The following is a 17,765-nucleotide window of genomic DNA, read 5'->3' as shown; positions in this document are numbered from 1 at the left end:
CGCCGGCGATTACCCCGAGCACCTCGCCCAGGGCACGCGCGCCTTCCTGCGGACCCTGGCCGAGTGGCCCGACGCCGCCCAGACGCTCCTGGTGGAGATCATCGGCGCCGGCCCGCGGGCCACCGAGCGCCGCGACGCCATCCTCGACGCCTTCGCCGAGGCGATCTACGTCGACAACGAGAAGGTCGCCCCGCGCTACGGCGCGCCGCGCTTCGCCTCCCGCGACGACGCGTTCGCCTGCGTCGGCGCGATCGTCGAGCTCGCCTCGCGTCAGCTGCGCACCGGCACGCCGGGCGACATCCGCCAGCTGGAGCCGATCATCGAGCGGCTCATGCTGGGGATCCTTCAGCAAAACGCATGAGGCACCCGGACCTCGCGGCGCTCGAGGCCGAGGTCACCAGGTGCCGGCGCTGCCCGCGCCTGGTGGCCTGGCGCGAGGAGGTCGCCGCCACCAAGCGCGCGGCGTTCGCCGACCAGACCTACTGGGGCCGTCCGATCCCCGGCTTCGGCGATCCCGCCGCGCGCGTGCTGATCCTCGGCCTCGCGCCCGCCGCCCACGGCGCCAACCGGACCGGCCGGGTGTTCACCGGCGACCGCTCGGGCGACTTCCTCTTCGCCGCGCTGCACCGCACGGGGTTCGCCAACCAGCCGACCTCGGTCGCCCGCGACGACGGCCTGACGCTCAGCGACGCGTGGATCACCGCCGCGGTGCGCTGCGCGCCGCCGGCCAACAAGCCGACGCCGCTGGAGCGCGACACCTGCCTGCCGTGGACCGTCGCCGAGCTCGACCACGTCAAGCACGTCCGCGTCTGCGTGTGCCTCGGCCAGTTCGCATGGGACGCCGCGCTGCGGCTGCGCACCGCCCTCGGCCACGTGCCGCCGCGCCCCAAGCCCAGGTTCGGCCACGGGACCGTCTGGTACGACGACGCCAGCGGCGACCGCGATCCCGGGTTCAGCCTGCTGGGCACCTACCACCCGAGCCAGCAGAACACGTTCACCGGCGTGCTCACCGAGGCGATGCTCGACGACGTCCTGCACACGGCGCGCGAGCTCGCCGGGCTGCCGGCGCACCGGGCGCGCGACGGCGCCGGATAGCGCGGCGGGCGCCGTATCCTGGGTGGCTTGCCGCTGTCGCCCTTCAGCCCCGCAACGCAGGAGTGGTTCGGTCGCGCCTTCGCGGCGCCCACCACCGTGCAGGAGCAGGCGTGGCCCGCCATCGCCACCGGCGAGCACGTCCTCATCTCCGCGCCGACCGGAAGCGGCAAGACGCTGGCCGCCTTCCTCTGGTCGCTGGACCGCCTCGCCACCACGCCGCGCCTGGACGGCACCGGCGTGCGGGTCGTCTACGTCTCGCCGCTGAAGGCGCTCTCCTACGACGTCGAGCGCAACCTGCAGGCGCCGTTGAAGGGCATCGGCGCCGACCTGAAGGTCGCGATCCGCACCGGCGACACGCCGCAGAAGGAGCGCGCCCAGATGCGGCGCACGCCGCCGGACGTCCTGATCACGACGCCCGAGTCGTTGTACCTCATGTTGACGTCGCAGGCGCGCGACATCCTCGCCGACGTCGAGGCCGTGATCGTCGACGAGATCCATGCGGTCGCCTCGACCAAGCGCGGCGCGCACCTCGCGCTGACGCTCGAGCGCCTCTCCCAGCACGTCCAGGCCGCCCACGGCCGGGACCCGCAGCGCATCGGCCTCAGCGCCACGCAGAACCCGCTGGAGGAGGTCGGCCGCTTCATGGTCGGCCCGCAGCGGACCTGCCGCGTCGTCGACACCGGCGTGCGCAAGCCGTTGGACATCAAGATCCAGGTGCCGGTCGAGTCGATGGTCGAGCCCGAGCAGTCCACGGGATCGCTGGACCCGCTGGATCCCGTTCCGGGCGGCGAGGCGACGCGCAAGTCGATCTGGCCGGCGATGTACCCGCAGTTGCTGGAGCTCGTGCGCGAGCACCGGTCGACGATCATCTTCGTCAACAACCGCCGCGGCGCGGAGCGCCTCGCGCTGCGCCTCAACGAGCTGGCTGCCAAGCAGGACGAGGAGGCCGAGCGGCCGGTGGTCGAGATCGCCCGCGCCCACCATGGGTCGCTCGCCCGCGAGGAGCGCCTGATCGTCGAGGAGCAGCTCAAGGCCGGTCAGCTTCCCTGCCTGGTGGCGACCTCGTCGCTGGAGCTCGGCATCGACATGGGCGCCGTCGACCTCGTGCTGCAGGTCGAGTCCCCCAAGTCGGTCTCGCGCGGCCTGCAGCGCATCGGGCGCGCCGGGCACTCGGTGGGCGACACGTCCAAGGGCCGCATCTTCCCGAAGTTCCGCGCCGACCTCCTGGAGTGCGCGGTCGTCGTGCGGCTCATGCGCGAGGGCAAGATCGAGCCGACCGTCGTCCCGCGCAACCCGCTCGACGTCCTCTGCCAGCAGATCGTCGCGATCGCCGCGGGCTTCGACGTCGACGACGGCGGCTCGATCACCGTCGACGACCTGTACGCGCTCGTCACCAGGACCTACACCTACGCCGAGCTCTCGCGCGAGCTGCTGGAGAACGTCCTCGACATGCTCGACGGGCGCTACCCGAGCCAGGAGTTCGGCGACCTGCGCCCGCGCATCGTCTGGGACCGCGTCGCCGGCACGATCCGCCCCCGCAAGGGCGCGCGCCAGCTGGCCGTGACCAACGCCGGCACGATCCCCGACCGCGGGCTCTACGCGGTCGTCCTGCCCGACGGCCGCCGCGTCGGCGAGCTCGACGAGGAGATGGTCTACGAGGCGCGCCCGGGCCAGACGTTCCTGCTCGGCGCGTCGTCGTGGCGGATCGAGGAGATCCAGCGCGACCGCGTCGTCGTCTCGCCTGCACCGGGAGTGCCGGGCGCCGTGCCGTTCTGGAAGGGCGACGCCGTCGGCCGGCCCAAGGAGCTCGGGCGCGAGATCGGCGCGTTCAGCCGCTGGGCCGTCGACCAGCCCGCCGCGGTGCTGGAGGCCGACTACGACCTCGACCCGCTCGCCGCCCGCAACCTGGTGGACTTCCTGCGCGAGCAGCAGGCCGCCACGCGCGTGATCCCCAGCGACCGGACGATCGTCGTCGAGCGCTTCCGCGACGAGATCGGCGACTGGCGCCTGTGCGTGCTCAGCCCGTACGGCGGCCGCGTGCACGCCGCCTGGGCACTGGCGCTGAGCGCCAAGATCCGCGACGAGCTCGGCCTTGAGTCCGACGCGATCTGGTCCGACGACGGCATCATCGTCCACCTGCCCGACGCCGACGAGCCGCCCGGGGCCGACCTCGTGCTGCTCGATCCCGACGACCTCGAGGATCGAGTTGTCGCGGAACTCGGGTCGAGCGCGCTGTTCGGCGCGCGCTTCCGCGAGAACGCCGGCCGCGCGCTGCTGATTCCGCGCGCCTACCCCGGCAAGCGCACGCCCCTGTGGCAGCAGCGCCTCAAGGCGCAGTCGCTGCTCGAGGTCGCCAAGCAGTACAGCGACTTCCCCATCATCTTGGAGACCTACCGCGAGTGCCTGCGCGACGTCCTGGACGTCCCCGGCCTTCACGACCTCCTGACCGCCCTGCACTCGCGCGAGCTGTCGCTCGTCGAGGTCGAGACCCGCACGGCGTCGCCGTTCGCGAGCTCGCTGCTGTTCGACTACGTCGCGACCTACATGTACGAGGGCGACACGCCCAACGCCGAGCGGCGCGCCGCCGCGCTCTCGCTCGACCGCGACCTCCTGCGCGAGCTGCTCGGGCAGGAGGAGCTGCGCGACCTCATCGACGCCGACGCGCTCGATCAAGTTGAAGCGGATCTCCAGCACCGCTCGCTGCGCACGCAGGCGACCGACCGCGACGGCCTGGCCGACGTGGTGCGCCGCGTCGGCGACCTGACGCGCGCGGAGGTCCGGGCGCGCGTGCTCGCCGACCTCGACGCCGACGCGATGTTGGAGGCCTTGGTCGCCGAGCGGCGTGCGATCCGCCTGCGCATCGGCGGCGAGGAGCGCTGGATCGCGGCCGACGACGCCGGTCTGTACCGCGACGCGTTCGGCGCCGTGCCGCCCGGCGGGCTGCCCGCCGCCTTCCTGGAGAGCGTCGAGGACCCGGCCGAGCGCCTGACCGCGCGCTACGCGCGGACGCACGGCCCGTTCACCACCGCCGACCTTCGCGGCCGCTGGGGCGTCGACCCGAGCCCGGCGCTGAAGGCGCTGGAGACCGCCGGCGACCTCGTGCGCGGCGAGCTGCGCCCCGGCGGCACCGAGCGAGAATGGTGCGACTCCGACGTCCTGCGCCGCATCCGGCGCGCGTCGCTGGCCGTCCTGCGCAAGGAGATCGAGGCCACCGACCAGCGGGCGCTGGCGGCGTTCCTGCCGTCGTGGCAGGGGGTGGACCGCCATGGTTCGGTTGGGGCAGGTTCTGGTGCGGGCGTCGACCGCCTGCGCGAGGTGCTCGTGCCGCTGCAGGGCCTGGCGCTGCCCGCCGACGTCTGGGAGCGCGATGTGCTGCCGCGACGCTGCGGCGCCTACTCGCCGACGTGGATGGACGCGCTCTGCGCCTCTGGCGAGGTGGTGTGGGTCGGCGCGGGCGCGCTGGGCCGCAACTCCGGCCGCGTCGCGCTCTACTTCCGCGAGGACGCCGAGGCCCTCGGCCCGCCGGCGGTCCGCGGCGGTATCGAGCGGGCGGGCGGGACCGATTTCCCCGAGCATGCGCTGCTGCGCGAGCGCCTGGCGCAGTCGCCGTGCTTCTTCACCGACTTCCTCGCCGAGCTGCCGCTGGCGCCCGAGGAGATCCAGGAGGCGCTCTGGGACCTGGTCTGGGCCGGCGAGGTGACCAACGACGCGTTCGCACCGCTGCGCGCGCCGCGGCTCACGCTGGCGCGAGCGCAGCGCAGTGCGATGGAGAATCGGGCCCACCCACCCCGACGCAGCGGCCGCGCGGGCACGCGCTTCGGCTCACGTCGCGGGACCGGCGCCGCCGCACAGGTCCAGGGCCGCTGGTCGCTGGCGTCGTCGCTGTTCGGCGCCGAGGCCGCGGCGGGCGGGCCGGATCGCCGGCGGACGACCGCCGAGCTGCTGTTGGAGCGCAACGGCATCGTGACGCGCGAGCACGTCCTGGCCGAGGGCATCCCCGGCGGGTTCTCCAGGCTCTACGACGCGCTGTCGTCGCTGGAGACGCTCGGCGTGTGCCGGCGGGGCTACTTCGTCGAGGGGCTGGGCGGCGCGCAGTTCGCGCTGCCCGGCGCCGTGGAGCGGCTGCGCACCCAGGCCGAGCGGGCCGACGAGGCGCCGCCGATCGTGCTCGCCGCGACCGACCCGGCCCAGCCGTATGGGGCGGCGCTGCCGTGGCCGCGGCGGCGCGACGCCGACGACTCCCGCGCCAAGCCCGCCCGGGCCGCCGGCGCCTACGTCGTCCTGGCCGGCTCGGAGCCCGTGCTCTACGTCGAGCGCGGGGGGCGCGGCCTGCAGGTGCTGGTCGAGCGCGAGGACGCGCGGCTGCGGCCGGCCCTCGAGGCGCTCGCCGCGTTCGTCACCGGCGACCGGCGCCACAAGCTGTCGCTGGAGCGGGTCGACGGCCAGGCCGTCGTGGGCTCCGACCTGGAGCTGCTCCTCATCGAGGTCGGCTTCCGCGCGGGGCCGCGGAAGCTCACCCTCAGCGCGTAGGCCTACGCCTTGGCCTTGGCCGCGGCCTTGGCCTTCTTCTTGAGGCCCTTGGTCAGGCCGCGCTGCAGCACGGTCCACACGGCCTCGAAGCGCGCGTCGATCCGCGGGTCGGCCCACTCCGCGACGTGCGCCGGGTTGTGGAAGACGCCGGTCGCGTCGAGGATCGCCCGGCCGGCCGCGACGGGGTCGTCGGCGGCCAGCTCGCCGCGGGCCACCCCGTCGGCGACGATGCCGGCGAGCTGCGCGGCGAGGTGGGCGACGTGCGTGGCGACGGCGTCGCCCGACTCGTCGACCAGCGCCATGTACGTGGCGAAGAGCTCGGGATCCTCGGACGCGCGGCGGCGCTTGGCGTCGATCAGCTCGCGCAGCCACCGATGCAGCCGCTCGGGCGCCGGCGTGTCGCCGGCGGCGATGACCTCGAGCGGGTCGGCGATGCGCGCCAGCCACCGCGCGGTCACCGCGTCGCGCAGCGCCGCCTTGCTCGGGAAGTGCCGGTAGACCGAGCCGTGGCTGACCCCGAGCACGCGCGCGACGTCGACCACCGTGGCCTTCGCGGGGCCGAAGCGGCGCAGGACGTCCTCCGCCGCTTCGAGGATCCGCTCCGGGGTGAGAGGTCCGTCGCTCACCGTTCGCTGTCGAGGTGCGCCATCTGCTCGGCAGCGTAACGGTCGCCCGCGGCGGCATCGGCGGGCACCGCGCGCTCGATGCGGTCGAGGTCGGCGGTGTCCAGGGTGACGTCGAGGGCGCCGAGCGCCTCGCCGAGCCGCTCACGGCGGCGCGCGCCGACCAGCGGCACGACGTCCTCGCCGCGCGACAGCACCCAGGCGATCGCGATCTGCGCCACCGAGGCGCCCTTGCCCTCCGCGACGGCGCGCAGCGCCTCCACCAGCTCGAGGTTGCGCTGCAGGTTGTCGCCCTGGAACCGCGGGCTGTAGCCGCGGAAGTCGCCGGGCGGGAGTTCGCGGTCGGGGCTCCAGTGGCCGCTGAGCAGCCCGCGCGAGAGCACGCCGTAGGCGGTGATGCCGATGCCCAGCTCGCGGGTGGTCGGCAGGATCTCGGCCTCGAGCGACCGTGAGATCAGCGAGTACTCGATCTGCACGTCGCTGATCGGGTGGACGGCCGCGGCGCGACGGATCGTGTCGGCGCCGACCTCGGAGAGCCCGATGTGGCGCACGTGCCCGGCCTGGACCATCTCGGCGATCGCGCCGACGGTCTCCTCGATCGGGACGGCGGGATCGACACGCGCGGGGCGGTAGACGTCGACGTGGTCGGTGCCCAGGCGCTGGAGCGTGTAGGCGAGCGAGGTCTTGACGAAGTCCGGATGGCCGCTGTTGCCCAGCCAGCCGCCGTCGGCGTCGCGCAGCGCGCCGAACTTGACGCTGATCTGCACGTCGTCGCGGTTGCGGCCCTGCAGCGCCTCGTGGATGAGGAGCTCGTTGTGGCCCATCCCGTAGAAGTCGCCGGTGTCGAGGAGGGTGATGCCGGCCTCGAGGGCGGCGTGGATCGTCGCGATGCTCTCCGCGCGATCGGCGGGACCGTAGAGGTCCGACATGCCCATCGTGCCCAGGCCGAGGGCCGAGACGCGCGGGCCGGTGCTGCCGAGGGATCGTGTCTGCATGCCACCCACTGTGGCGCGCTTGATGACAAATGTCAAGATCTGTCATCGCAATTCGCGATGTCGTGATCAGTGAAGCGCCAGCGCCCGCTGGACGAAGGCGCTCCACGTCGCGCGCGCCGCCTGGCGCTCGGCCGCGGCGAGCTGCGGCTCGATCCGCTCACCCGGCGCCAGCAGGCCGTCGAGGTCACGCACGTCGTCGAGCAGTCCGGCGCCCACGAGCGCCAGCCCCGCGGCGCCCGCCACGGTCGCGTCGGCGGCCGACCGCTCGACCGCCACCCCGAGCAGGTCGGCCTGGAGCCGGCACAGCAGCGGGTCGTTGGTCAGGCCGCCGTCGATGCGCAGGACGTCCACGCCGCCCATGGCGTCCACCACGTCGGCGACGCGGTGCGCGATGGCCTCGACCGCCGCGCGTGCGATGTGCGCCTTGGTCGTGCCGCCCGTCAGGCCGGCGATGACCCCGCGCGCCTCGGGCCGCCACCACGGGGCACCCGCGCCCGCCAGCGCCGGGAGGACGCGCACGCCGCCGGCGTCGGGCACGGTCGCGGCCAGCGCGGTCAGGCGCTCCGGGTCGGCGGCGAGGCCGAGCGTCCCGCTCAGCCACTCCAGCAGCGCCCCCGCCGTGAAGACGCCGCCGTCGAGGGCGTAGTCCACGCGCCCCGACGCCTGCCAGGCGACCGTCGGCAGGAGCCCCTCGGCGTGCGGCGGCGTCGCGCCGGTGTGGGCGAGGACGAAGACGCCGGTGCCGTACGTCGCCTTGGCGCGGCCGGGCAGCACGCAGCCCGCCCCGGCCAGCGCCGCCTGCTGGTCGCAGACGCGCGCCCGCAGCGGGAGGTCGACGTCCCAGCGCTCGTGATGCAGCGTGCCGAGGTCGCCGGCGGTGGGCCGGATCTCGGGAAGCGAGGTCCGCGGGATGCCGAAGGCGATGCATAGCGCGGTGTCCCAGCCGACGTCGCCGAGCACCTGCAGCGCCGTGCGCGACGCGGTGCTCGGGTCGGTCGCCCAGCCGGCGCCGAGGCGGTCGCTCAGCCACGCGTCCACCGTGCCGAGCCGGACGTCGGGGCCGTGCTCGCGCACGAGCCACGCGAGCTTCGGCGCTGAGAAGTAGGGATCGGGCGGCAGGCCGGTGCGGGCGAGCAGCTCGGGATCGACCTTGTCATACACCTCGATCCCCCGCTTGTCCTGCCAGACGATGATCGGCGACACCGGCTCGCGCGTGACGGGATGCCAGGCGAGGACCGACTCGCCCTGGTGGTCGAGCCCCGTCGCGACGACCGGACGCCCGGCGGCGGCCGGGAGCACCTCGGCGACCGCGTCGACGACGGCCTGCAGCACCTCCCCGGGGTCCTGCTCGACGCGGCCCGGCGCGGGATGCGCCGTGGCGACCGGGCGGCGCGCGCTCGCGACGGCCTGCAGCTCCGCGTCGAACAGCGTGACCTTGACCGCCGTCGTGCCGTCGTCGATGCCGAGGACCAGGGGCCCGTCGGTCATGCGGGGTGGCTCGCGGCGGGGCGGTGCTCGGCCGACCGGCGCCACCAGGGCGTGGCGGCGCTGAGGACCGGCGGCGGCGGTCCGGGGACGCGCTCGGCGGCGGGCTGCTCGACGCCCGCGCGCGTCACCACGCGCTCTCCAGCAGCGTGACCGCCGCACCCCGCCGCGCGAACGCCAGCGCACACGCGACGCCGACGACGCCGCCACCGACGACCGCGACCTCCAGCCTCATGGCTCCTTCTTGCCGGGGTTGAAGAGGCCCTTCGGGTCGAGCGCGCGCTTGATCGCGCGCTGGGCCTCGACGGCGGCCGGCGCCCACTGCGCCGAGAGCTGGCCGGCCTTCAGCAGGCCGATGCCGTGCTCGCCGCTGGCGGTGCCGCCCAGGTCGCGCGCCATCGCGAAGAGGTCGCGGGCGGCCGCGTCGGCGCGCTCGCGCATCGCGGCGTCGCCTGGCTCGAGGAGGAACGACGAGTGCAGGTTGCCGTCGCCCGCGTGCCCCCACGAGCAGCCCTCGAGCGCGTGGCGAGCGCCGATCTCGACCGTGCCCTCGATCGCCTCCGCCAGCCGGTCGACCGGCACCGCGATGTCCTCCGACAGCTTCTCGCCCAGCGCCGCGCGCACCGCGATCGACACGCCCTCGCGCCAGCGCCAGACCTCGTTGGCCGGCGCCGCCACGGCGTCCTCGCCCATGGCCTCCAGCAACGCCGCCCGATCGTCCTCGGACTCCGCCTCGCAGACCACCAGCAGGCTCGCGCCCACGGCCCCGTGCAGGAACGGCGGAGGCGCCGCCGCGATGCAGCGGGCGTCGAGGTACTCGACGGCCGCCGGGACGACGCCGCTGCCGAGCACCGCGTCGATCGCGTCGCAGCCCTCGCGCACGCTGGGGTATGCCGCTGCCACCGGCAGCGAAGCCCCGGGCGCCGGGACGAAGCGCAACCACGCGGCCGTGATCAGGCCCAGCGTCCCCTCGCTGCCGATGAGCAGCGAGCGCAGGTCGTAGCCGGCGACGTCCTTGCGGACGGCGCCGCCGAAGGTCACCAGCTCGCCGGGCGCCAGCACGACCTCGATGCCGGTCACCCAGCGGCCGGTCACGCCGTACTTGAACGCGTGCGGGCCGCCCGCGTTGGTCGCGAGGTTGCCGCCCAGCTGCGACTGCTCGGCCGCGCCCGGGTCGGGCGGGAACAGCAGCCCGTTCTCGCGGGCGCGGCGCGCGATCGTCGCCGTGATCACGCCGGCCTCGGCCTCCATCCGCCACAGCAGCGGCTCGAAGCTGCGCACGCGGTCCAGCCGATCGAGCGCGATCGCGACGGTGTCGCGGGGCGCGCCGCCGTCGGCCTCGGCCGGGACGATGCCGCCGCTGTAGCCGCTGCGCCCGCCCACGGGCACCATCGCGACGTCGCGCTCGTAGCACCACGCGACCACGGCGGCGGCCTGCGCAGCGTCGGCCGGGCGCACCAGCGCGGGCACGCGGCCGCTCAGGCCGCTGGCGTCGGCGAGCGCAGCATCGCGCTCGATGTGATCGGCACCCACCAGTCCAGCGAGATCGGCGTGCACATCACTCACCGTACCCTCGATGGGGCGATATGCCAGAGGGCGACACCATCCACTATGCCGCGAACCGGATCCGGCCGGTGCTGCTCGATCGCGTCCCTGACGAGCTCCGCACGCCGCACCCGCGCTTCGGGCGCGACCGCTGGCCGGAGCGCCTGCAGGGCCGGCCGGTGGAGGCGGTCGAGGCGCACGGCAAGCATCTGTTCCTGCGCTTCGCGGGCGATCTCACCATCCACTCGCATCTGCGGATGACGGGCGCGTGGGGCGTCTATCCGGAGGGCCGGCGGTGGGGCCGCTCGCCGCGCGGCGCCTGGCTCGTCCTCCGCGCCCGCGACACCGACGTCGTGCAGTTCCATGGCCCGGTCCTCGAGCTCCTCACCGAGACGCGGCGGCGCTTCGACCTGCGCCTCGCCGCGCTGGGCCCCGACATCATCAAGGAGGACTTCGACGTGGACGCGGTGCTGCGCCGCCTGCGCGAGGACGACCCGACGCGCGGGATCGGGGACGCGCTGTTGGACCAGCGCACGATCGCCGGCATCGGGAACGTCTGGAAGGTCGAGGGCTGCTGGCGCGCGCAGGTCGACCCGTGGCGCCCGAGCGCCACGGTCTCCGACGACGAGGTGCGCCGCATCCTGGCCGAGACGCGGCCCGCGATGCGCGAGTCGGCGCTGGACGGCAACCAGACGCGGCACCGCCGGGTGTACGGGAAGGCAGGTCGCCCGTGCCCGCGCTGCGGCGAGCGCATCCTCGCCCGCGGACAGGGTGACGACAACCGGACGACATACTGGTGCCCCGGATGTCAGACCTGATCAGGCAGCGGCGCGCCGTGCGGCGCATCGGCCACAAGGGCGCCGACCACATCGCCCCCGGCAACACGGCGGCGAGCTTCGACGCGGCGCTCGCCCACGGCTGCGACATGGTGGAGTTCGACGTGCTGCCCGAGCGGACCGACGGCAGCGGGCGCCTCGTGCTCGCCCACGACTTCAAGGCGCTGGCCCGGCGCGAGCCGCTGACGCTCGAGGAGGGCCTCGACCACCTCCGCTCCGACGCGTTCGCCGGGATCGAAATCGACGTCGACCTCAAGCTCCCCGGCTACGAGGAGCGCGTGATCGCCGCGCTGCGCGAGCGCGGCATGGAGGAGCGCACGCTCATCTCCACGATGGAGGTGTCGTCGCTGCCGGTCATCCGCGCGGCGTCCTCGAAGGTGCGCCTCGGCTGGTCGGTGCCGAAGGTGCGGCGCAACTACCTGGCCCACCCGGCGACCAAGGGCCTGGCGCTGGCGACCGTCGCGGTCCTGCGGCGCACCGTGCCGCGCGCGGTCGCCCGCGCGATGCGCGCCGGCGAGGTCGACGCCGTGATGTCGCACTTCAGCCTCGTCACGCCGCACTTCGTGCGCACCGTCCGGCGCGCCGGCGGCGAGCTCTACGTGTGGACGGTCGACGACGCGGCGAGCATCCGTCGCTTCGAGGCGATGGGCGTCACCGGGGTCATCACGAACGACCCGCGGCTGTTCGACCCGGCGTAGGGGCTTGGGGGGACGGGCGTCAGGGGGACAGTCCCCAAGCGCCGGCGCAGGGGCCGTCCCCGACCGCGCACGAGAGGGACAGTCCCCCTGCCTGGCACCCCTAGGGCTTGATGATGCACTCGGCGGCGCTGAACCCCGTGGGGTCGGCGCCGTAGGTGCCCTTGTGCCCGGAGCGCGTGCGCTTCGTCGCGCGCCGCACGACGTCCTTGCCCTTGCGCCACTCGAAGCTGACGACGCCGCGGAGCCGGTAGGTCTGGCCGCCGGGCGGCGGCGTGATCGAGAAGTTCCAGCCCGACTCGCGGCGCCGGTACATCGCCGAGCCGACCGCCTGGAAGCCCGAGTCGACCGTCGCGTCGGTCGGCGCCCACTTCATGGTCGAGGTGCGGAAGTACTGCACCTGGAAGCGCATGTACATCTTCTCGCCCGTGCGCCCCGAGCCGGGCATCGAGGCGCGGATCCCGATGGTGTCGGGGTGCTTGGCCGTGTCGCAGATGTTGATGGTCGACCACAGCAGCGGCGACTTGTCGACGGTCGGCCCGCCGGCGGCACCGGCGCCCGCGGCACCGGCGCCCGCGGCGCCGGTGGCGCCCGCGGCCAGCAGCGCGACGCCGGCGAGAAAGGCGGCACGACGCGGGGCGGGCACGCGCAGAATGTACCGGCGTGTGATGGATCGGCCGCGGAGCCGTAGTGTCGTCGTGGGATCAGTCATGGAGCTCTCGACCTCCGAACCGACGACGGCCCGGTTCGATGCGCTGTATCGCGAGACGGCGTCTGACGTCTTCGCCTACGTGCTGACGCTGCTGCGCGACCGCGCAGCGGCCGAGGACGTCACGGCCGCGGCCTTCGAGCGCGCCTACCGGCGCCAGCGCAGCTTCGACGCCGGGCGCGGCACGCAGCGGGCGTGGATCTTCGGCATCGCGCGCAACGCGGCGCTGGACGAGCTGCGCCGCCGCCGGCGCACCGCGACGCTGCTCGCCGACCCGGAGGACGCCTCCGCGGCCGGCCGCGGCGACCACGACGACGACGCCCTGCGCCGCGCCGCCGTGCGCGTCGCGCTGGCCCATCTCGACCCGCGCGAGCGCGAGCTGATCGCGCTGAAGTTCCACGCCGGCCTGAGCAACGCCGAGATCGCCAAGGTGCTCGGCGTCTCGGAGAGCAACGCCGGCACGCGCGTGCACCGCGCGGTCACCCGACTCCGGAAGGCCTGCCATGCGCCCTCGTGACGCGCTCCCCGATCCCGACGTGCAGCACGACCTGCGTGAGCTGGAGGCCGCGCTGGGCGGCGAGCCGACCGCCGATCCCGACCTCGCCGGGCTCGTCGCCGACGTCGAGGCGGCGCGCCCGGCGCCCGACGCGGCGTTCCTCGCCTCCCTGGACGCCCGCGTGCGCGCCGGGTTCCCGACCGAGCGCGCGACGCCGCCGCGCGAACCCGAGCCGTGGCACGTCCGGATCCGCCGGCCGCGGATCCTGCTGCCCGCCGCCGGCCTTGCCCTCGCCGCCGGCCTCGCCGCCGTCGTCGTCGCGCTGCCCGGATCGACGCGCGACCTCGGCTCGTCCTCGTCGACCCTCTCGGCCGAGCTCGGTGGCGGCAAGGACTCCGCCGGCGCGGCCGGCGGCTCGTCCTCGTCCTCCTCGTCGGCGTCCAGCCGCCCCAAGACGACCGCCCCGTCCGCGCAGCCGGCGCTGGCCACGGGCAGCCCGTCGCCGGCTGGGGGCCCGTCGACCACTCCCGCGTTGCCGACGATCCCGCCGTCCACCACCGCCACCGACCGCAAGGTCCAGCGCGCCGCCGAGCTCACGCTGACGCCGCAGGCCGACGACGTCCAGGACGTCACCGACGGCGTCGTCCGCGAGACGCAGGCCGCGGGTGGCTACGTCCAGCGCTCGGAGATCGCCACCGAGGACGGCGGCGGCACAGCGTCGCTGACGCTGCGGGTGCCGACGGCCCGGCTCGACGCCGTGCTGGGCCGCCTGTCGCAGCTCGCGCACGTCGGCGCGCTCACCCAGGCCAGCACGGACATCACCGCCACGACCGTCTCGGCCGCCGATCGCCTGGCCGACGCCCGTGACGAGCGCCGCGCCCTGCTGCGCGCGCTCGGGCGCGCCACGAGCGACCGCCAGATCGCCAGCCTCAAGGCGCGCCTGCGCGACAACCGCTCCCAGATCGCGGCGCGCAAGGGCGCGCTGGACGCCGTGCGCCGCCGTGCCGACCTGGCGACCGTCGGCGTCTCGGTGCAGGGCACGGATCGGCCGAGCGGCGACAAGGGCGGCGGCGCGTGGACGCCGCGCGACGCGCTGCACGACGCCGGGCGCGTGCTCGAGGTCGCCGGCGGCGTCGCGCTGATCGCGCTCGCCGTCCTGGCGCCCCTGGCCGTCGTCGCCGCCCTCGCATGGCTCGCGGCCCGCGGCCTGCGCCGCCGCCGTCGCGAGACCGCGCTGGACCGGACCGCGTAGAGAGCCCCGCCAAGCGCGCGTGCGCCCGCGAGCGCTGGCTTAGACTCCCCGCGTGCCCTCCAGTGCGCAGAGCGTCGAGCTGCTGGCCCAGGTGCCGGTGTTCGAGGCGCTTGCGCCGAGCGATCTCGGGCGCGTGGCCGACGTGGTCGTCCCGCGCCACTTCCCCGGCGGCCAGGTCATCTTCCGCGAGGGCGACGCCAGCGACACGTGCTACATCGTCGGTAGCGGGCACGCCCGCGCGGTCCGCGAGAACGTGGACGGCCGCACGATCACGCTCGCGCACTTCGGACCCGGCGACATCTTCGGCGAGCTGGCGATGTTCGACGACGAGCGGCGGTCCGCGACGGTCGAGACGCTCGACGAGGTCGAGGCCATCGCGATCCTCGGCCAGGACATGCGCCGCCTGCTGCGCGAGCACCCCGACATCGCGGTCAAGCTCGTCATCGGGCTGGGCCGGCGCCTGCGCGAGGCCAACGAGCGCCTCGCCCGCCAGTCGTTCCAGACCGTGCAGAGCCGCGTGGCGGGCGTCCTCGGCGAGCTCGTGCGCCAGGCGCAGTCCGAAGGCGCCGGCGACCAGGACGTCCTCGTGACGATCACGCAGGCCGACATCGCGCAGCTGGCGGGCTCGTCGCGCGAGTCGGCCAGCCGCTTCCTCGCGGTGCTCGAGCGGGCGGGCGTGGTCACGCAGGGCCGCGGCCGCGTGACGGTGCACGAGCCGTCGGCGCTGGAGCGCTACGTCTACTGATGGGCGAGCCGAAGCGCCCGACGGAGCACTCGGCCGGCGGCGTCGTCGTGCGCGGTGAGGACTGCGTGGTCATCGTGCCGACACGGCGCGCGGCGAACGGCGCGAAGGTGCTGGCGCTGCCCAAGGGCCACGTCGATCCCGGCGAGACGCCGGTGCAGGCCGCCGAGCGCGAGGTGCGCGAGGAGGCGGGCGTGGAGGCCGACTTCGAGCGCGAGCTCGGGGCCGTCCGCTACTGGTACATGCGGGGCGGCCAGCGCATCGCCAAGCAGGTCGACTTCTTCCTGTTCCGGTATCGCGCCGGCGACGTGGCCGACCACGACGACGAGGTCGAGGAGGCGCGCTGGATGCCGCTCGCGGAGGCCGCCACCCGCCTGTCGTATGACGGCGAGCGAACCATGGCGGCCCGTGCCCTGTCGCAGATCAGCTCCGACGGGTAGTCTCCGGCGTCGGATGCAGGTCCTGAACTTCTACTCCACGATCTTCGCCGACCAGCTCAAGCGCGGTCGGAAGACGGCGACGATCCGCCTGGGCGACAAGTCCCATAAGTACAAGAAGAACCAGGCGGTGATGGTGACCATCGGCTACCAGCACTCGCCGCGGGAGAAGATCTTCGACGCGGTCATCGACCAGGTCGAGGTCAAGCGCGTGCGGGATCTGACGCCGCGCGACATCGAGCACGACAACCCCGAGTTCCGGCGCCACGAGGAGATGATCCACTTCCTCGAGCAGATCTACGGCAAGAAGGTGACGATGGAGGACATCGTGACCGTGGTGCGCTTCTCGCAGATCATCGTCCATCCGCCGTCGTTCACCGATGCCCGCCTGGGCATCGGCGGCGCGCAGAACTAGCGCGCCTCCCGTCCGCACCGTGCTGCGGGTCTTCATCGCAGACGACTCGCTCGGCTTCGGGACGCTGGCCGCCGCCTGGCTGGAGGCCACCGACGACCTCGAGGTCGTCGGCACCGCCCGCAGCGCGCACGAGGCGATCGCCGCGCTGGGCGAGGCCGCCCCCGACGTGGTCGTCCTCGACCGGCTGCTGCCCCAGCCCGAGCACTCCGAGGAGGTCCTGGCCCACGTGCGCGCGAACCTGCCCGCCGCCGGCGTCCTCCTGGTCTCCGGCATGCCCGACGAGGAGCTGGCCGGCCAGGCGCGCACCGCCGGCGCCGACGGGCACGTCTCCAAGGCGGCCAACGCCGACGCGCTGGCCGACGCCGTGCGCCGCGTGGCCGCCGTGCGGCGCGGCGCCTGACGGCCGCTCAGGCCGGCGGCGGGACCGACGTGCGCGGCGCGGCGGACGCGCCCGCCGGAGCGAAGACCGCGGGCAGCTCGGGCTCGAGGCGAGGGAATGCCGTGGCCGGTGCGGCGGTCGCTCGCGGCCCGTCGGCCTGCATCGCGCTCAGGCCGCCCAGCAGCGCCAGCGTCGAGCCCGCCAGCGCGAGCCACAGCCCGCCGGCGGGGTGGACGAGCTCGGCGTCCAGCGGACGATGCACGAGGTGGACGACGGCGATCGCCACGCCCGCCGTGCCGACGGCCGCGATCCCGCGTGCGGCGGCCCGGGGATCCACGCGGACGGCAGCGCCGAACGCGCCGGCGGCGGCGATGACGAGGGCCGCGACGGCGGCCGCGCCGAGGCAGACGGCCACGTCGGCGCCCCGCAGCGCCTCCCAGCCGGATGGGGAGAGCGTCTCGGGCATCGCCGCGGCCAGTCCCTGCACGAGCTGTCCCAGCGGTCCGCCGGACTTGGCACCCTCGCTGGTCAGCGCGTCGCGCAATTGGGGCGGGAAGTCGACGGTGTACCACGGTCGCCACAGCGACGCGAGCGCCGCCAGGGCGCCCAGCAGGCCGGCGAAGTGGCCGGCACGCAGGCCTTTTTGCTCCATGGTCGGTGCATCGGCCGATCGGGGGTCGCGCATGGTGTCAGACCCTCCCCCGGTCGACGGATGAACGACCTGGTTGGCACTCAGATGTGCAGAGTGCCAAGGAGGCCTTGACGACCCATTCCGGCACGCTAGGATCAGTCGTAGCGCTGGCACTCCACCCCTGCGAGTGCCAAGAGGCGCGGAAATCGTTGCAGTCCGTCACCTCAACGGAGGTCACCAGAATGAAGCTCAAGCCCCTCGGCGATCGGCTGATCGTGCGGGCAGTTGAAGAGGAAGCGACCACGGCCAGCGGCCTGGTCCTCCCGGACACCGCCAAGGAGAAGCCGCAGAAGGGCGAGGTCGTCGCGGTCGGCGACGGTCGCTTCGACGACGACGGCGAGAAGCGGATCCCGCTCGACGTCACCGCCGGCGACACCGTCCTGTACAGCAAGTACGGCGGCACCGAGATCGTCTTCGACGGCGAGGACCTCCTCGTCCTTCGCGAGTCCGACGTCCTCGCCAAGATCGAGAACTAGGAGAACACATGGCTCATAAGGAACTGAAGTACAGCGGCGAGGCTCGCAAGGCCCTCGAGGCCGGCGTCGACGCCGTCGCCAACGCCGTCAAGGTCACGCTCGGCCCCAAGGGCCGCTACGTGGTGCTCGACAAGAAGTTCGGCGCCCCCACGATCACCAACGACGGTGTGACCATCGCTCGTGAGATCGAGGTCGAGGACGTCTTCCAGAACCAGGGCGCGCAGCTCGTCCGCGAGGTCGCCACGGCGACCAACGACGTCGCCGGCGACGGCACGACGACCGCCACGGTCCTGGCCCAGGCGATCGTCCGCAACGGCCTGAAGAACGTCACCGCTGGTGCGAACCCGCTCGGCCTGAAGAAGGG

Annotated in this window: 20 protein-coding genes and 1 pseudogene; 13 read left to right on the top strand and 8 right to left on the bottom strand. The window is 74.3% G+C overall.

Features of this window, described 5'->3' with window-relative positions:
* From VK501_RS02195 to VK501_RS02185, 3 genes and pseudogenes are all read left to right on the top strand, one after another.
* A pseudogene (locus VK501_RS02195) lies at positions 1-361 on the top strand (hypothetical protein); the annotation flags it as partial.
* Positions 358-1,095 (top strand): uracil-DNA glycosylase, encoded by a 738-nt coding sequence (locus tag VK501_RS02190; protein ID WP_324334187.1) that lies wholly within the window; start codon positions 358-360, stop codon positions 1,093-1,095. The pseudogene VK501_RS02195 and the gene VK501_RS02190, both read left to right, overlap by 4 nt.
* A 27-nt stretch (positions 1,096-1,122) precedes the next feature.
* Entirely contained in the window at positions 1,123-5,625 is a 4,503-nt protein-coding gene (locus VK501_RS02185) for a DEAD/DEAH box helicase (protein WP_324334185.1), read from the top strand.
* 2 nt (positions 5,626-5,627) lie between these two features.
* Here VK501_RS02185 and VK501_RS02180 read toward each other — a convergent pair whose 3' ends face one another.
* The 6 genes from VK501_RS02180 to VK501_RS02155 all read right to left on the bottom strand — a co-directional run bounded on the left by VK501_RS02180 (position 5,628) and on the right by VK501_RS02155 (position 10,261).
* Positions 5,628-6,251, bottom strand: coding sequence for a TetR family transcriptional regulator (locus VK501_RS02180; RefSeq protein ID WP_324334183.1), 624 nt, complete (start codon positions 6,249-6,251; stop codon positions 5,628-5,630).
* Positions 6,248-7,243 carry an aldo/keto reductase gene (locus VK501_RS02175; protein ID WP_324334181.1) on the bottom strand — a complete coding sequence of 332 codons (996 nt, stop codon included), beginning with the start codon at positions 7,241-7,243 and terminating at the stop codon, positions 6,248-6,250. Before VK501_RS02175 ends, VK501_RS02180 begins: the two co-directional genes overlap by 4 nt.
* 66 nt (positions 7,244-7,309) lie before the next feature.
* Positions 7,310-8,731 (bottom strand): FGGY family carbohydrate kinase, encoded by a 1,422-nt coding sequence (locus VK501_RS02170; RefSeq protein ID WP_324334179.1) that lies wholly within the window; start codon positions 8,729-8,731, stop codon positions 7,310-7,312.
* Positions 8,728-8,859 carry a hypothetical protein gene (locus tag VK501_RS02165; RefSeq protein WP_324334176.1) on the bottom strand — a complete coding sequence of 44 codons (132 nt, stop codon included), beginning with the start codon at positions 8,857-8,859 and terminating at the stop codon, positions 8,728-8,730. The genes VK501_RS02170 and VK501_RS02165 overlap by 4 nt, the downstream gene beginning before the upstream one ends.
* A complete protein-coding gene (locus tag VK501_RS02160) occupies positions 8,856-8,963 on the bottom strand; it encodes an FAD-dependent oxidoreductase (protein WP_324334174.1) in 108 nt (35 codons plus the stop codon). The genes VK501_RS02165 and VK501_RS02160 overlap by 4 nt, the downstream gene beginning before the upstream one ends.
* On the bottom strand, positions 8,960-10,261 hold the full coding sequence (locus VK501_RS02155; RefSeq protein ID WP_324334172.1) for an FAD-binding oxidoreductase: 1,302 nt from the start codon (positions 10,259-10,261) through the stop codon (positions 8,960-8,962). Before VK501_RS02155 ends, VK501_RS02160 begins: the two co-directional genes overlap by 4 nt.
* A 53-nt stretch (positions 10,262-10,314) precedes the next feature.
* Here VK501_RS02155 and VK501_RS02150 point away from each other — a divergent pair, with 53 nt between their 5' ends.
* Complete coding sequence (locus VK501_RS02150) at positions 10,315-11,091, top strand: Fpg/Nei family DNA glycosylase (protein WP_324334170.1); 777 nt, start codon at positions 10,315-10,317, stop codon at positions 11,089-11,091.
* Positions 11,079-11,807: a glycerophosphodiester phosphodiesterase gene (locus VK501_RS02145; protein ID WP_324334168.1), complete on the top strand. Its 729-nt coding sequence runs from the start codon at positions 11,079-11,081 to the stop codon at positions 11,805-11,807. The genes VK501_RS02150 and VK501_RS02145 overlap by 13 nt, the downstream gene beginning before the upstream one ends.
* A 100-nt stretch (positions 11,808-11,907) precedes the next feature.
* On the opposite strand, the gene VK501_RS02140 is transcribed toward VK501_RS02145, so the two are convergent.
* Positions 11,908-12,450, bottom strand: coding sequence for a hypothetical protein (locus VK501_RS02140; RefSeq protein WP_324334167.1), 543 nt, complete (start codon positions 12,448-12,450; stop codon positions 11,908-11,910).
* Between the two features lie 64 nt (positions 12,451-12,514).
* On the opposite strand from VK501_RS02140, the gene VK501_RS02135 reads away from it, so the two are divergent.
* Genes VK501_RS02135 through VK501_RS02110 form a run of 6 tightly spaced genes read left to right on the top strand, consistent with a single transcriptional unit; the run spans position 12,515 to position 16,255 of the window.
* Positions 12,515-13,030, top strand: a complete 516-nt coding sequence (locus VK501_RS02135) for a sigma-70 family RNA polymerase sigma factor (protein ID WP_324334165.1) — start codon at positions 12,515-12,517, stop codon at positions 13,028-13,030.
* Positions 13,017-14,261 carry a DUF4349 domain-containing protein gene (locus VK501_RS02130; protein WP_324334163.1) on the top strand — a complete coding sequence of 415 codons (1,245 nt, stop codon included), beginning with the start codon at positions 13,017-13,019 and terminating at the stop codon, positions 14,259-14,261. Before VK501_RS02135 ends, VK501_RS02130 begins: the two co-directional genes overlap by 14 nt.
* A 52-nt stretch (positions 14,262-14,313) precedes the next feature.
* Positions 14,314-15,006: a Crp/Fnr family transcriptional regulator gene (locus tag VK501_RS02125; protein ID WP_324334161.1), complete on the top strand. Its 693-nt coding sequence runs from the start codon at positions 14,314-14,316 to the stop codon at positions 15,004-15,006.
* Entirely contained in the window at positions 15,006-15,443 is a 438-nt protein-coding gene (locus tag VK501_RS02120; RefSeq protein ID WP_324334160.1) for an NUDIX hydrolase, read from the top strand. The genes VK501_RS02125 and VK501_RS02120 overlap by 1 nt, the downstream gene beginning before the upstream one ends.
* A gap of 13 nt (positions 15,444-15,456) precedes the next feature.
* Positions 15,457-15,855: an ASCH domain-containing protein gene (locus tag VK501_RS02115; protein ID WP_027005183.1), complete on the top strand. Its 399-nt coding sequence runs from the start codon at positions 15,457-15,459 to the stop codon at positions 15,853-15,855.
* Positions 15,856-15,874: 19 nt separating this feature from the next.
* Positions 15,875-16,255, top strand: a complete 381-nt coding sequence (locus VK501_RS02110; protein ID WP_324334155.1) for a response regulator transcription factor — start codon at positions 15,875-15,877, stop codon at positions 16,253-16,255.
* A gap of 7 nt (positions 16,256-16,262) precedes the next feature.
* On the opposite strand, the gene VK501_RS02105 is transcribed toward VK501_RS02110, so the two are convergent.
* The gene (locus tag VK501_RS02105) at positions 16,263-16,919 is read right to left on the bottom strand and encodes a hypothetical protein (protein WP_324334153.1); all 657 of its coding nucleotides are present in this window, start codon (positions 16,917-16,919) and stop codon (positions 16,263-16,265) included.
* A gap of 188 nt (positions 16,920-17,107) precedes the next feature.
* Between VK501_RS02105 and groES the strand changes: the two genes are divergently transcribed.
* Both groES and VK501_RS02095 read left to right on the top strand, forming a co-directional pair.
* On the top strand, positions 17,108-17,401 hold the full coding sequence (gene groES / locus VK501_RS02100; RefSeq protein WP_324334151.1) for a co-chaperone GroES: 294 nt from the start codon (positions 17,108-17,110) through the stop codon (positions 17,399-17,401).
* 8 nt (positions 17,402-17,409) lie between these two features.
* On the top strand, positions 17,410-17,765 hold a 356-nt coding region (locus VK501_RS02095), incomplete at its 3' end, for a TCP-1/cpn60 chaperonin family protein (protein WP_324334148.1).

The sequence above is a fragment of the Baekduia sp. genome, from assembly GCF_035318805.1.
GTDB lineage: Bacteria > Actinomycetota > Thermoleophilia > Solirubrobacterales > Solirubrobacteraceae > Baekduia.
Note: the sequence above shows the minus strand (reverse complement) of the source record. Positions and strands in the feature narration are given on the sequence as shown.

Coding starts and splice junctions, on each gene's coding strand:
- VK501_RS02190 (WP_324334187.1), top strand. CDS start 358: ATGAGGCACCCGGACCTCGCGGCGCTCGAGGCCGAGGTCACCAGGTGC.
- VK501_RS02175 (WP_324334181.1), bottom strand. CDS start 7,243: ATGCAGACACGATCCCTCGGCAGCACCGGCCCGCGCGTCTCGGCCCTC.
- VK501_RS02170 (WP_324334179.1), bottom strand. CDS start 8,731: ATGACCGACGGGCCCCTGGTCCTCGGCATCGACGACGGCACGACGGCG.
- VK501_RS02160 (WP_324334174.1), bottom strand. CDS start 8,963: ATGAGGCTGGAGGTCGCGGTCGTCGGTGGCGGCGTCGTCGGCGTCGCG.
- VK501_RS02150 (WP_324334170.1), top strand. CDS start 10,315: ATGCCAGAGGGCGACACCATCCACTATGCCGCGAACCGGATCCGGCCG.
- VK501_RS02145 (WP_324334168.1), top strand. CDS start 11,079: ATGTCAGACCTGATCAGGCAGCGGCGCGCCGTGCGGCGCATCGGCCAC.
- VK501_RS02135 (WP_324334165.1), top strand. CDS start 12,515: ATGGAGCTCTCGACCTCCGAACCGACGACGGCCCGGTTCGATGCGCTG.
- VK501_RS02130 (WP_324334163.1), top strand. CDS start 13,017: ATGCGCCCTCGTGACGCGCTCCCCGATCCCGACGTGCAGCACGACCTG.
- VK501_RS02120 (WP_324334160.1), top strand. CDS start 15,006: ATGGGCGAGCCGAAGCGCCCGACGGAGCACTCGGCCGGCGGCGTCGTC.
- VK501_RS02115 (WP_027005183.1), top strand. CDS start 15,457: ATGCAGGTCCTGAACTTCTACTCCACGATCTTCGCCGACCAGCTCAAG.
- VK501_RS02105 (WP_324334153.1), bottom strand. CDS start 16,919: ATGCGCGACCCCCGATCGGCCGATGCACCGACCATGGAGCAAAAAGGC.
- groES (WP_324334151.1), top strand. CDS start 17,108: ATGAAGCTCAAGCCCCTCGGCGATCGGCTGATCGTGCGGGCAGTTGAA.